This is a genomic window from Streptomyces sp. NRRL S-646, from assembly GCF_000720765.1.
GTDB lineage: Bacteria > Actinomycetota > Actinomycetes > Streptomycetales > Streptomycetaceae > Streptomyces.
Genome location: NZ_JODC01000015.1, coordinates 97,333 through 109,974 on the forward strand (window position 1 = coordinate 97,333; position 12,642 = coordinate 109,974).

Genomic DNA, 12,642 nt, shown 5'->3' on the forward strand with positions numbered 1-12,642 from the left:
TGGTGAAGTGGGCGAATGCCTCCTAGCGGACCCCCGTCTTCGGGCCTTGCGAAGATGTGCCAGAGTTGCCACGTCCGCCCTGTCAGCACGTACCGTACGGCAACACAGGTGGGACCAGGTGGGGCAGCGGGAAGGGGCAGCCGGTTTGACCACGCACGCACCGCAGGCGGCGCAGGCCGTCACGCTGCCCACGACGCTGGACGAGGCCGTGGCGGCACTCACCGCCGTGCCCGCCGCCGTCCCGGTGGCCGGCGGCACCGACCTCATGGCCGCCGTCAACTCCGGGCAGCTCAGGCCCGCCGCACTGGTCGGTCTCGGCAGGATCAGCGAGATCCGCGGCTGGCAGTACCAGGACGGACACGCTCTGCTCGGCGCCGGGCTCACGCACGCGCGCATGGGGCGCCCTGACTTCGCGGCCCTGATCCCGGCGCTCGCCGCCGCCGCGCGCGCGGCGGGCCCGCCGCAGATCCGCAACGCGGGCACCCTGGGCGGCAACATCGCCTCGGCGTCCCCCACCGGGGACGCGCTGCCGGTGCTGGCCGCCCTGGAGGCGACACTGATCATCGCGGGCCCGGGCGGAGCCCGCCGGGAGATCCCGGTGTCGCACCTGCTGGCCGCGGTCGACATGCTGCGCGCCGGCGAACTCATCGGGTACGTGCGCGTGCCGCTGCTGCACGCGCCGCAGGTCTTCCTGAAGGCGACCGGCCGGACCGGTCCCGGACGCGCGGTCGCGTCCGTCGCGCTCGTCCTCGACCCCGCCCGTCGCGGAGTCCGGTGCGCCGTCGGTGCCATAGCGCCGATGCCGCTCAGGCCTCTGGACGCCGAGCAGTGGGTCGCCCGGCTCATCGACTGGGACAACGGCCGGACCATCGTCCCGGAGGCGCTGACCGCCTTCGGGGAGTACGTCGCGGCGGCCTGCATCCCCGACCCCGTTCCCGAACCGGACGGCACCGTCCAACAGCTTCCGCCCGCCGTACTGCACCTGCGGCGCACCGTCGCCGCGCTGGCCCGACGAGCACTGGGGAGGGCGCTGTCGTGACCGACGACCAGCACGGAGAGGGCACCCCCCACGGCGGCGGCCGCTGGGACCCGCTGCCCCAGGGTGACTACGACGACGGCGCCACCGCCTTCGTGAAACTCCCCGAAGGGGGCATCGACGCCCTCCTGGCCTCCGCCGACAGTCCCCTTGCGGCGCCCGGCCACGGCTATGTGCCGCCGCCGATAACGGCCGACCCCGGCTCGGCCGCGGGGACCGACCCGGCGGCGACCGGGAACTGGGCCGTGCCCGCCGACGGCGCCCAGTGGCCCGACCCCAACGCCGTGCCGCAGGACCCCACGGGCGACCGGTTCACGTACAACCCCGCGGCCACCCAGCAGTGGAACTTCGGGGAGACGGCGACCCAGGAGTCCGCCCCCGCGCCGGGTCACGACGTGACCGGACAGTGGTCGATCCCGGTGGCCGGGGGTGACCTTCCGGACGAATCGGGCGAGTTCACCACGTCGTCCCTGGTGCAGCAGTGGGGCGGCACGCCGCCGGCCACGCTCCCGGGCGGCGCCCCCGCCCCCTGGGCGGCGGAGGCCGCGGGACAGCCCTGGGGGCAGCCGCAGACCGAGGAGCCGACGGCGCCCGAGGACGGCTCCGGGCACGCGCGCGAACACGGCGCCGAGACTCCGGCCGGTGCGGGGCACGCGTACGAGCAGCCTCCGGCCCACACCGACGGCCGCTCTGCCGAGCACGCCGACGCCGCCCATGCGCCCGTGGAGCAGGACCCCGCTGCACACGAGCCCGAGGCCGCGCGGGCGCACACCGCCGGGCAGCCCCGCCCTCAGACCGACGAGTACGGGGCTCCGACCGACGACGCCTACGCGCAGACGCCGACCGAATCCGCCACAGCCGCCTCACAGCCCGCGCACGAGCCCGATGAGGCCGCCGGGGCGGCCGAGAGTGCCGAGGAGGCCGCAGGGGCGCCTGAGGGGGCCGTGGAGCCGCTCGCGGACGCCGCGGCGGATGCCGGGCCGGACGGCACCGCACCGTCCGCGCGGACGCCGGCTGGACCCGCCGCCTCCAACACGCCCGACTCCCCGGACACTTCAGACACTCCGGTCGACCCGGACGCGCCCGGCGGTTCCGACACCGAAGCCGCCGACGAGGCCCCGCCGCCCTCCGGCGAGGAGCACCCCCTCGCCTCCTACGTCCTGCGCGTCAACGGCGTGGAACGCCCCGTCTCGGACGCCTGGATCGGAGAGTCGCTGCTCTACGTGCTGCGCGAGCGGCTCGGTCTCGCGGGCGCCAAGGACGGCTGCTCCCAGGGCGAGTGCGGGGCCTGCAATGTCCAGGTCGACGGGCGCCTCGTGGCCTCCTGCCTGGTGCCCGCCGTGACCGCCGCCGGCAGCGAGGTCCGTACGGTCGAGGGCCTCGCCGTCGACGGGCAGCCCTCGGACGTGCAGCGCGCGCTCGCCCGGTGCGGCGCCGTGCAGTGCGGTTTCTGCGTGCCCGGCATGGCGATGACCGTGCACGACCTGCTGGAGGGCAACCCGGCGCCCACCGAGCTGGAGACCCGCCAGGCCCTGTGCGGCAACCTGTGCCGCTGCTCCGGCTACCGGGGCGTCGTGGAGGCCGTCCAGGAGGTCGTCGCCGAACGCGAGGCGCACTCCGAAGGTGACGCTTCCGAACAGAACGGCGACGAGGCACGTATCCCTCACCAGGCGGGCCCCGGAGCCGGAGGTGTCAACGCGTCGGCGTTCGAGTCACCCGGGTTCCCCGCACCGCAGGGACCGCATGACCAGGCGTACGGACAGGACGGAGGCCAGGCGTGAGCAACGAAGCCGCCACCGCGACCACCGCCGCGGAGGCAGCACCCGCCCCCGAGCAGCTGCCGCACGGCCTCGGCGCCTCCCTGCCGGCCGCCGACACCCGCGCCAAGACCGAGGGCACGTTCCCGTACGCGGCGGACCTGTGGGCCGAAGGCCTGCTGTGGGCCGCCGTACTGCGCTCCCCGCACCCGCACGCGCGCATTGTGTCCATCGACACGTCCCACGCGCGCGAGATGCCCGGAGTGCGGGCCGTCGTCACGCACGAGGACGTGCCGGGCACCGCCCGCCACGGCCGCCGCAACGCCGACCGGCCCGTGTTCGCCTCCGAGGTCGTGCGCCACCACGGCGAGCCCATCGCCGCCGTCGCCGCGGACCACCCGGACACCGCGCGCATGGCCGCCGCGGCCGTCATTGTCGAGTACGAGGTACTCGACCCGGTGACCGACCCCGAGCATGCCTTCGAGGCCGAGCCGCTGCACCCCGACGGCAACCTGATCCGGCACATCCCGCTGCGCCACGGCGACCCGGACGCGGCCGGCGAGATCGTCGTCGAGGGCCAGTACCGCATCGGCCGCCAGGACCCGGCCCCCATCGGCGCCGAGGCCGGCCTGGCGGTGCCCCGTCCCGACGGCGGCGTCGAGCTGTACCTCGCCTCCACCGACCCGCACGCGGACCGCGACACCGCTGCCGCCTGCTACGGCCTCGAACCCGAACGCGTCAAGATCGTCGTCACCGGGGTCCCCGGCGCGACGGCCGACCGCGAGGACCAGGGCTTCCAACTCCCGCTGGGCCTGCTGGCGTTGAAGACCGGCTGCCCGGTGAAGCTCACCGCGACGCGCGAAGAGTCCTTCCTGGGGCACACCCACCGTCACCCCACCCTGCTGCGCTACCGCCACCACGCCGACGCCGAGGGCAGGCTGGTGAAGGTCGAGGCGCAGATCCTCCTCGACGCGGGCGCGTACGCCGATACGTCCTCCGAGGCCCTCGCGGCCGCCGTCGGCTTCGCCTGCGGCCCCTATGTCGTCCCGAACGCCTTCATCGAGGGCTGGGCCGTACGCACCAACAACCCGCCCTCCGGCCATGTGCGCGGCGAGGGCGCGATGCAGGTGTGCGCCGCCTACGAGGCCCAGATGGACAAGCTGGCGAAGAAGCTGGGCATGGACCCGGCGGAACTGCGCCTGCGCAACGCGCTGGCCACCGGGGACGTACTCCCGACGGGCCAGACGGTGACCTGCCCGGCCCCGGTGGCGGAGTTGTTGCAGGCCGTCCGTGACTTCCCGCTCCCCGCGCTGCCCAAGGACACCCCCGAGGACGAGTGGCTGCTGCCAGGCGGCCCCGAGGGTGCGGGCGAACCGGGCGCGGTGCGGCGGGGCGTGGGCTACGGCCTGGGCATGGTGCACATGCTCGGAGCGGAGGGCGCCGACGAGGTCTCCACCGCGACCGTCAAGGTCCACGACGGCGTCGCGACCGTGCTCTGCGCGGCCGTCGAGACCGGTCAGGGATTCACCACACTGGCCCGCCAGATCGTCCAGGAGACCCTCGGCATCGACGAGGTGCACGTGGCGCCCGTCGACACCGACCAGCCGCCGGCCGGCGCGGGCTGCCGCGGCCGCCACACGTGGGTGTCGGGCGGCGCAGTGGAGCGGGCGGCCAAGATGGTCCGCACGCAGCTTCTGCAGCCCCTGGCCCACAAGTTCGGCATGTCGACCGAGCTGCTCCAGATCACCGACGGCAAGATCACCTCGTACGACGGTGTCCTGTCGACCACCGTCACCGAGGCGATGGACGGCAAGGAACTGTGGGCCACGGCCCAGTGCAGACCGCACCCCACGGAGCCGCTGAACGAGGCCGGCCAGGGCGACGCCTTCGTCGGCATGGCGTTCTGCGCGATCCGCGCGGTCGTCGACGTCGACATCGAGCTCGGTTCGGTACGGGTCGTGGAGCTGGCCCTCGCCCAGGACGTCGGCCGGGTCCTCAACCCGGCCCAGCTGGCCGCCCGTATCGAGGCGGGCGTCACCCAGGGTGTGGGCATCGCGCTGACGGAGAACCTGCGCACCGCGCGCGGGCTGATCCGCCACCCCGACCTGACGGGTTATGCCCTGCCGACCGCCCTGGACGCGCCCGACATCCGGATCGTCAAGCTCGTCGAGGAACGCGACGTGGTCGCCCCCTTCGGCGCGAAGGCGGTCAGCGCGGTGCCGGTGGTGACGTCCCCGGCGGCCATCGCCTCCGCCGTACGGGCCGCCACGGGCCGCCCGGTGAACCGGCTGCCGATAAGACCACAGGCCGCCGTGGTGACCGACCGGTGACCACTCAGGAGACCGGACCCGAGGACGAGCAGCGGTACGAACCGGCGCCCGGCATCGGCAAGTTGCTGGTGTGGGTGCTGGTGTTCATGGTGGCGGCGCTGGCGGTCGTGCTGGGTGGCGTGTACTTCACGTAGACCGTGAGGCGTGACGTGTGATGCGCGGCGTGGTGCTGATCACCGGCGTGATGGCGGCCGGGAAGTCCACGGTCGCGCAGGCGCTGGCCGAGCGGCTGCCGCGTGCGGCACACGTGCGTGGGGACGTCTTCCGGCGAATGATCGTGTCCGGGCGAGAGGACTACGTCCCCGGGGCCGGCGGCGAGAGCGAGGCGCAGCTCCGGCTGCGGTACCGGCTGTCGGCGGCGACCGCGGACGGGTACGCGGAGGCCGGGTTCACAGCGGTGGTCCAGGACGTGGTGCTGGGGCAGGACCTCAGCTCGTACGTCGGCCTGGTGCGCACTCGCCCCCTCTTCGTCGTCGTACTGGCTCCGAGCCCCGAGGCCATGGCCGGGCGGGAGGCGGGGCGGGCGAAGACGGGTTATGGCGCGTGGTCGGTCGAGGACCTGGACGGGGCGCTGCGCGCGGACACCCCCCGGCTCGGGCTGTGGCTGGACAGCTCGGAGCTGACCGTGGAGGAGACGGTGGACGCGATCCTCGCGGGGCGGGAACGGGCGAGGGTGCGCTGAGCGTCCTGTGGTCCGGGGCGTTGTCAGTGGCGGGGCGTACTGTTCTGAGCAGTGGGGAACGGCTGCCGGAGTCGTACGGCGCAACGGCACATGCCCGGCCGCGCCCTGCACGGGGACTGTGAGCAGACACATGCGCCGAGGCACATGTGACGAAGCACATGCGGGGGATGCAATGAGCACGACCAGTGCCGCCACGGCGGTGATCACACTGACCGAGGACCAACTCGATCCTTACGTCACGCACGGAGCGACGCGCCGCTGGCTGACGGGGCCCGGACTGCCGGGCGACAGCGGCCTGTTCACCTTCGAGGAGCTGTGCCGGGAGGGCCTGCGGACGGTCGGGGACTCCACCGGCGACCCCGACGGCCGCCTGGCGGCGGAGCTGCGGGACCAGCTGGTCATAGGGGCGCTGCTCGACCCCCGGGGCCTGGAGACGGAGTCGGTGCTGCTCGACGGCGCGACGGGCGAGATCGCAACGACGTACTTCCTGCACGACCGCCCCGACCTGATGGACAGCCGCCCGCTCGCACCGTCGCTCGGCACCCTGGTGCGGTTCGCGGCGGCGGCGGACGAACTGGCAGGGCTGCGCGGCCAGTTCGCGTCCTACGCCGGCCGTTTCGGCCCGAAGGCGGCCGCGGAGGCGTCACGCCACCTGCTGGCGGTGTTCGAGGAGGGCGCGAACGGCGAGGTGCCGCCGTTCTGGAAGATGGCGGCCCTGATCCGCCCCCTGTCCCTGGTGGCGGGTCCGGGAGCGGCCTGCGGACTCGCCCTCGACCTCCCCACCCGCCTGCTGGACCGGGAGTTCGGCCACGGCAAGGTCTGGCGCTTCGAGGACGTCGACTTCCCCTCGACCCTCACGCACGAGCCGACCCGCCGCTTCCTGCGCGATACCGGCCTGCCCGAGGACGGCGTGCTCTTCCACCTCGACACGGACGTCCCCCTGCCGACCCTGGCCGAGCACTACGCCTACCAGGGCCCCGACGGCTTCGATCCCGCCCGGCTCCCGCACAGGGCTTCTCACCTGATACGGCTCGGCCACCTCCTCGAGGACCACAGCCTGGTCATCGACGGCGAAACAGGCGCGGTCCTCAACTGGAGCGAGCTCGAGGCCACCCTGTACCCGCTGAACACGGACGTCTCCACCCTGGCCTTCACCCTCTGGCTCCTGCACCGCGAGAAGGCCATCGACGAGGACCTGGCAGGCGAGCTGACGACCGACGCCTACGACCAGCTGGCCACGACGATGCTCCACACCCTGTCGGCCGTCGACCCGACCCTCATCCCGACCGACCCGGGCCGGCACTACTGGACGGAGGCGTTCCAGGACGAGGCGGGCGGGGTCCTGTGAACACGGCGAGGGCGGCACCCTCAGTGGATGCCGCCCTTTCGTTGCCTGGTGAAGGCCATGGAGGCCGTGGCGGGAATTGAACCCACGTACCTCGCTTTGCAGGCGAGTCCCTAAGCCACTCGGGCACACGGCCGGGTCGGGGTGGAGGTTGGGGCTCCGTTCCGAACTCGGTGAGATGACCGTATGGCGGGGCCGGGAGGGGGCTCAAGGGAAACACAGGGGCTGCAACGGGACTGCCATACGCCGTTCATGAATGGGTCGGCGAGTTCGATGGTGGTCTTCAGGACGAGGGGGCGTGGCTGTTTCGGTACCAGGGTGACCCCAATAGTGGTACCGTCGTGGTATGGCTATGAACCTTCGTCTGCGCGACGACCAGCAGGAGGCGCTCAAGCTGCGTGCCGAGGAGGAGGGGCGCAGCATGCACGCCATAGTGCTTCAAGCGATCGACCGGTATCTGGAGCAGGAAGCAGACCGGGCCACCGTCCGTCGGCTGGGGGCGAAGTACGCGGCGGGCCACGCCGATCTGCTGCGGAGGCTGGGGGAATAGATGAAGTACCTCACGGTCCAGGAAGTCCTGGACCTGGCGGAACTGGCGTGCGGGGAGCAGACGCAGGTTGCCGTCCGGGACCTGGGTCTGCTCACCTCGGCCGTCCACCGTCCCCAGTCGCAGATGTTCGGCGTGGAGGCGTACAGCGACCTCTTCGAGAAGGCTGCGGCACTGCTTCAGTCGCTGGTCCTGAACCATCCTCTGGTGGACGGCAACAAGCGCATGGGGTGGATGTGCACCGTCGTCTTTCTCGACGTCAACGGCACCGAGATGCTCGACGTCGACCAGGACGAGGCGTACAAGCTCGTCATCGAGGTGGCGTCCGGCGGTCTGGAGGACGTTGGGCTGATCGCCGTTCGTTTGAGAGCGCTGCGCGACGCGATGTGACGTGAGTCCCACCCGCGGGCGGCCCGGCCTTGTCCGCGCGTTGACGCCACCGTGCCGCCGGTAGGGTGGCCCGGTTGTCATACCCAGCCGAGCCGCCCGACCACCCCACGGAGACCGTGACTACCACCGCTGCAGCCAGCTCTGCCTCGCACTCCCACCATCTCTCTCCCGCCTTCCCCGGCCGCGCCCCGTGGGGCACCGCCAGCAAGCTGCGTGCCTGGCAGCAGGGGGCGATGGAGAAGTATGTCCAGGAGCAGCCGCGTGATTTCCTCGCCGTTGCCACCCCCGGCGCCGGCAAGACGACCTTCGCGCTGACGCTCGCCTCCTGGCTGCTGCACCACCACGTCGTGCAGCAGGTGACCGTGGTCGCGCCGACCGAGCACCTGAAGAAGCAGTGGGCGGAAGCGGCCGCGCGGATAGGCATCAAGCTCGATCCCGAGTACAGCGCCGGGCCCCTCGGCAAGGACTACCAGGGCGTCGCGGTGACGTATGCCGGTGTCGGCGTGCGGCCCATGCTGCACCGCAACCGCGTCGAGCAGCGCAAGACGCTCGTCATCCTCGACGAGATCCACCACGCCGGTGACTCCAAGTCCTGGGGCGAGGCCTGTCTGGAGGCCTTCGAGCCGGCCACGCGGCGGCTCGCGCTCACCGGTACGCCGTTCCGCTCCGACACCAACCCCATCCCCTTCGTGACCTACGAGGAGGGGAACGACGGAATCCGGCGGTCCGCCGCCGACTACACGTACGGGTATGGGAACGCGCTGGCCGACCACGTCGTGCGGCCCGTCATCTTCCTCTCCTACAGCGGCAACATGCGCTGGCGCACGAAGGCCGGTGACGAGATCGCCGCCCGGCTCGGCGAGCCCATGACCAAGGACGCGATCAGCCAGGCCTGGCGGACCGCCCTGGACCCGCGCGGCGAGTGGATGCCCAGCGTGCTGCGCGCCGCCGACCAGCGGTTGACCGAGGTCAGGAAAGCCATCCCGGACGCGGGCGCCCTGGTCATCGCCTCCGACCAGGACTCCGCGCGGGCCTACGCCAAGTTGATCCGCGAGATCACCGGCAACAAGGCGACCCTCGTCCTCTCCGACGACGTCGGCGCCTCGAAGCGGATCGACGAGTTCAGCGAGAGCAACGACCGGTGGATGGTCGCCGTGCGGATGGTGTCCGAGGGCGTCGACGTGCCCCGGCTCGCGGTCGGCGTGTACGCCACGACCATCTCCACCCCCCTCTTCTTCGCCCAGGCCGTCGGCCGCTTCGTGCGGTCCCGGCGGCGCGGCGAGACCGCCTCCGTCTTCCTCCCCACCGTCCCCGACCTCCTCACCTTCGCCAACGAGATGGAGGTCGAGCGCGACCACGCCCTCGACAAGCCGAAGAAGGAGGGCGAGGAGGACCCGTACGCCGAATCCGAGAAGGAGATGGAGGAGGCGAACAAGGAGCAGGACGAGGACACCGGTGAGCAGGAGGAGTTCTCCTTCGAGGCGCTGGAGTCCGACGCCGTCTTCGACCGGGTCCTCTACGACGGCGCCGAGTTCGGTATGCAGGCTCACCCGGGGAGTGAGGAGGAGCAGGACTACCTCGGTATTCCGGGGCTCCTCGAACCCGATCAGGTGCAGCTCCTCCTCCAGAAGCGGCAGGCCCGGCAGATCGCGCACAGCCGCAAGAAGCCGGACGCCGAAGCGGACCTGCTGGAGGTGCCCGCCGAGCGGCGCCCGGTCGTCTCGCACAAGGAGATGATGGAGCTGCGCAAGCAGCTCAACACGATGGTCAGCGCGTACGTCCACCAGAGCGGCAAGCCCCACGGCGTCATCCACACCGAACTGCGCCGCACCTGCGGCGGCCCGCCGAGCGCCGAGGCCACGGCGGGACAGCTGCGGCAGCGGATCGCCAAGGTGCAGGAGTGGGCCACACGCATGAAGTGAGGGTCGTTGCGCGCCGGACCTTTCACGCCGTACGTATCGGGACATACGGAGGTACTCCCTCCCCGTATGTGCCCGGATTCTGGACCGAGCCTTCCGCTCAGCGAACTCCCTTCGCTACTGTCCGGCTACGCACACGCCCCGTGGCAGCGCCGCCGCGGAGCGCAGCCGTGAAGCGACGCGGCCCGGCACAGGCCGGGCCGCCGGCCGATCGGCGGCCTCTGTTGCGCGTCACCGACGGGACTCGGTGGCGCACCGCCGCGCGGAGGTCGCCGACCTCACCACTTGGAGGAGTGGGCGTCGTGACCGCGGAGACCTCTCAGACGCTCGACCGAGGACTGCGTGTCCTCAAGCTGCTGGCCGATACGGACCACGGGCTGACCGTCACCGAGCTTTCCAACAAACTGGGCGTGAACCGGACCGTGGTGTACCGGTTGCTGGCCACGCTGGAACAGCATGCGCTCGTACGGCGTGACTTGGGCGGCCGCGCCCGGGTCGGGCTGGGGGTGCTCAGGCTCGGCCGGCAGGTGCATCCGCTGGTGCGGGAGGCCGCGTTGCCGGCGCTCCGGTCGCTGGCCGAGGACATAGGCGCGACGGCCCATCTGACCCTGGTGGACGGGGCGGATGCGCTGGCCGTGGCCGTCGTCGAGCCGACGTGGACGGACTATCACGTGGCCTATCGGGCCGGGTTCAGGCACCCCTTGGACCGGGGGGCCGCCGGCAAGGCGATTCTTGCTGCGCGGGCCAAGCCGGTGGGGGAGCCCGGGTACACGCTGACCCATGGGGAGTTGGAGGCCGGGGCCAGTGGAGCCGCGGCGCCGCTCCTCGGCGTTACGGGGGTCGAGGGCAGCGTCGGAGTGGTGATGCTGGCCGACGCGGTGCCCGAGCGGGTCGGGCCGCGGGTGGTCGATGCGGCTCGGGAGGTTGCCGAAGCCCTGCGTTGAGCTGCGGCCGGGGGTGCGGGCCAGGGCGGTGCGCAAGCCCGGCGGTGCGGGGTGCCGCCTCTCTTTGGGACGGGAGCCGCCCTGGGCGGCACGATTGCCCGCAGGCTGCGGCGGCGGGCGTCAGGGAGTGGGTGCTCTGAGGTTCGCCAGCGTCCTCAACTGAAGCCACAGCACCAGCCGTTCGTCGGCGTCGTCGAGGTCGATCCCGACCTGCTGCTGGGCCTGCTTCAGGCGGTAGCGGCAGGTGTTCGGGTGCACGGCGAGCAGCTTCGCCGCGCCCGCCATGTCACAGCCGGCGTCGAACCAGCTGACCAGGGTGCGTGCGTAGTCGGTGCCGTGCTGCTCGTCGTACGCCAGCACCCCTCGCCACGCTCCCGCGCTCAGCTCCCGCCGCTCGCCGAGCACTTCGGTCAGCCGCAGCAGCGTCACCCGCGGTCGCACCTCGTCCACGGTCGCCACCGGCAGGTCCGGGCCGAGCACCCGCAGTACCAGCTCGGCGTCCTCCCGCGACCCCACGACCTCCGCCGGCCCGGCCACCACCTCGCCCAGCGCCGCCCGCACGGGCACCCGCAGCGCCTGCCCGGCCCGCGCCACGATGTCCTCGGCGAGCCGCTTGTGACGCGCGCCCGGGCCGGGAAGGACCGCGTACACCACCCCGTCGACCAGCACGCACGCGTGCCGCCCGTAACGCGCCTCGCACTGCAGCCGTACGACGTCCAGCAGGCGCAGGGCGGTCTGCTCGGCGTCCGGCAGGCTCGCGGCGGCCGGCACGAAGGCGGCCACCCGGACCGCGCCCTCAAGTCCCAGGCGGTCGAAGGCCGTTGACGGGTCCGCCGTGCCGTCGAGCAGGCGGCGCAGCAGGTCGCTGTTCTGGTGACGGGCCAGCTCCTGCGCCGCCCGGGCCCGCAGCAGGAGCAGTGCCGCCGTGGACGCGCCCTGCGCGAGGGTCTCCTCGGCGTCGGGTGCGAGCGTGCCGTCGTCGACCACCCAGACCGAGCCGAGCGTCTCGCCGCCGGCGCGGACGGCGACCGCGAGGCGCGGCAGGTCGCCGTCCCGGAGCGCGGGCATCCGTACCGGCCCCGGGGCCGCGAACAGCAGCCGGTACTGCTCGGTGTTGGGCGTGCTGGCCGGCACCTGGAGGCCGAGGATGCTCTGCCGCCGGTCCTCGTCGACCGGCTGGCCCGGGACCGTGGAGTAGGCGAGGATCCGCTGGCGCGGGTCCTCCACGGCGGTCGCACCGCCGGTCGCCGCGGCGACCGCGTCCGCGAGCGCGAACAGGTCCCCGAGGCCCCCGGCCGACGGTGCGGGCCGGGCGCCGATCGCCGAGGAAAGCAGCAGGTGGACGTGGTGCCAGGCCGCGTCCTCGTCGACCGACAGCAGTGCGACGCCGTGCGCCTGAGCCTCCCCGGCCGGCCCGTCCGGGCCGCGTACCACGAGCCCGGTCATCCCGGCCTCCGCGGCCGCCCGGACGAGGGGGCCGGCGGCCGCCGCCCGCACGCCCACGGCCAGCAGCAGAGCGCCCGGTGCAGGCGGCATCGGGGCGTGGGCGTCGTACAGCAGCGCCTCGGTGACCGGGGCGGTGAGCCCGGCGGGGGCCGTGTGCAGGCGCAGGGCGGGGCCGCCGACGACGTCCAGGACGTCGCCGAGGGTGCGGGCGTCCATGTGGCTCCTCACGGGCGGGGCTGCGGCCGA

The 12,642-nt window shown here is 72.9% G+C and carries 11 protein-coding genes and 1 tRNA gene; 10 read left to right on the plus strand and 2 right to left on the minus strand.

Going from position 1 to position 12,642, the window contains the following annotated elements; genetic code table 11:
• Positions 1-145 precede the first annotated feature (145 nt).
• The 6 genes from IH68_RS0135540 to IH68_RS0135565 all read left to right on the plus strand — a co-directional run bounded on the left by IH68_RS0135540 (position 146) and on the right by IH68_RS0135565 (position 7,153).
• On the plus strand, positions 146-1,039 hold the full coding sequence (locus tag IH68_RS0135540; RefSeq protein ID WP_030943523.1) for an FAD binding domain-containing protein: 894 nt from the start codon (positions 146-148) through the stop codon (positions 1,037-1,039).
• Positions 1,036-2,817: a 2Fe-2S iron-sulfur cluster-binding protein gene (locus IH68_RS0135545; protein WP_030943526.1), complete on the plus strand. Its 1,782-nt coding sequence runs from the start codon at positions 1,036-1,038 to the stop codon at positions 2,815-2,817. The genes IH68_RS0135540 and IH68_RS0135545 overlap by 4 nt, the downstream gene beginning before the upstream one ends.
• Positions 2,814-5,123: a xanthine dehydrogenase family protein molybdopterin-binding subunit gene (locus tag IH68_RS0135550; protein ID WP_030943529.1), complete on the plus strand. Its 2,310-nt coding sequence runs from the start codon at positions 2,814-2,816 to the stop codon at positions 5,121-5,123. The genes IH68_RS0135545 and IH68_RS0135550 overlap by 4 nt, the downstream gene beginning before the upstream one ends.
• Positions 5,120-5,257, plus strand: a complete 138-nt coding sequence (locus tag IH68_RS57345) for a hypothetical protein (RefSeq protein ID WP_180292124.1) — start codon at positions 5,120-5,122, stop codon at positions 5,255-5,257. The genes IH68_RS0135550 and IH68_RS57345 overlap by 4 nt, the downstream gene beginning before the upstream one ends.
• A gap of 20 nt (positions 5,258-5,277) precedes the next feature.
• Positions 5,278-5,805, plus strand: coding sequence for an AAA family ATPase (locus IH68_RS0135560; RefSeq protein WP_030943532.1), 528 nt, complete (start codon positions 5,278-5,280; stop codon positions 5,803-5,805).
• A 172-nt stretch (positions 5,806-5,977) separates the two neighbouring features.
• Entirely contained in the window at positions 5,978-7,153 is a 1,176-nt protein-coding gene (locus IH68_RS0135565; RefSeq protein ID WP_030943535.1) for an SUKH-4 family immunity protein, read from the plus strand.
• 58 nt (positions 7,154-7,211) lie between these two features.
• Here the strand turns inward: IH68_RS0135565 and IH68_RS0135570 are convergent.
• Positions 7,212-7,286: transfer RNA gene (locus IH68_RS0135570), tRNA-Cys, on the minus strand.
• A gap of 216 nt (positions 7,287-7,502) precedes the next feature.
• Here IH68_RS0135570 and IH68_RS0135575 point away from each other — a divergent pair.
• The 4 genes from IH68_RS0135575 to IH68_RS0135590 all read left to right on the plus strand — a co-directional run bounded on the left by IH68_RS0135575 (position 7,503) and on the right by IH68_RS0135590 (position 10,950).
• Positions 7,503-7,700 (plus strand): Arc family DNA-binding protein, encoded by a 198-nt coding sequence (locus tag IH68_RS0135575; protein WP_013003224.1) that lies wholly within the window; start codon positions 7,503-7,505, stop codon positions 7,698-7,700.
• On the plus strand, positions 7,701-8,087 hold the full coding sequence (locus IH68_RS0135580) for a type II toxin-antitoxin system death-on-curing family toxin (RefSeq protein ID WP_030943541.1): 387 nt from the start codon (positions 7,701-7,703) through the stop codon (positions 8,085-8,087). It begins immediately after the preceding gene.
• Between the two features lie 116 nt (positions 8,088-8,203).
• Positions 8,204-10,009 (plus strand): DEAD/DEAH box helicase, encoded by a 1,806-nt coding sequence (locus IH68_RS0135585; RefSeq protein ID WP_030943544.1) that lies wholly within the window; start codon positions 8,204-8,206, stop codon positions 10,007-10,009.
• 299 nt (positions 10,010-10,308) lie between these two features.
• Positions 10,309-10,950 carry an IclR family transcriptional regulator gene (locus tag IH68_RS0135590; protein WP_030943546.1) on the plus strand — a complete coding sequence of 214 codons (642 nt, stop codon included), beginning with the start codon at positions 10,309-10,311 and terminating at the stop codon, positions 10,948-10,950.
• Positions 10,951-11,070: 120 nt separating this feature from the next.
• Here IH68_RS0135590 and IH68_RS0135595 read toward each other — a convergent pair whose 3' ends face one another.
• Positions 11,071-12,612, minus strand: a complete 1,542-nt coding sequence (locus IH68_RS0135595) for a PucR family transcriptional regulator (RefSeq protein ID WP_030943549.1) — start codon at positions 12,610-12,612, stop codon at positions 11,071-11,073.
• Positions 12,613-12,642: the final 30 nt, after the last annotated feature.

Coding starts and splice junctions, on each gene's coding strand:
- IH68_RS0135560 (WP_030943532.1), top strand. CDS start 5,278: ATGCGCGGCGTGGTGCTGATCACCGGCGTGATGGCGGCCGGGAAGTCC.
- IH68_RS0135565 (WP_030943535.1), top strand. CDS start 5,978: ATGAGCACGACCAGTGCCGCCACGGCGGTGATCACACTGACCGAGGAC.
- IH68_RS0135575 (WP_013003224.1), top strand. CDS start 7,503: ATGAACCTTCGTCTGCGCGACGACCAGCAGGAGGCGCTCAAGCTGCGT.
- IH68_RS0135580 (WP_030943541.1), top strand. CDS start 7,701: ATGAAGTACCTCACGGTCCAGGAAGTCCTGGACCTGGCGGAACTGGCG.
- IH68_RS0135595 (WP_030943549.1), bottom strand. CDS start 12,612: ATGGACGCCCGCACCCTCGGCGACGTCCTGGACGTCGTCGGCGGCCCC.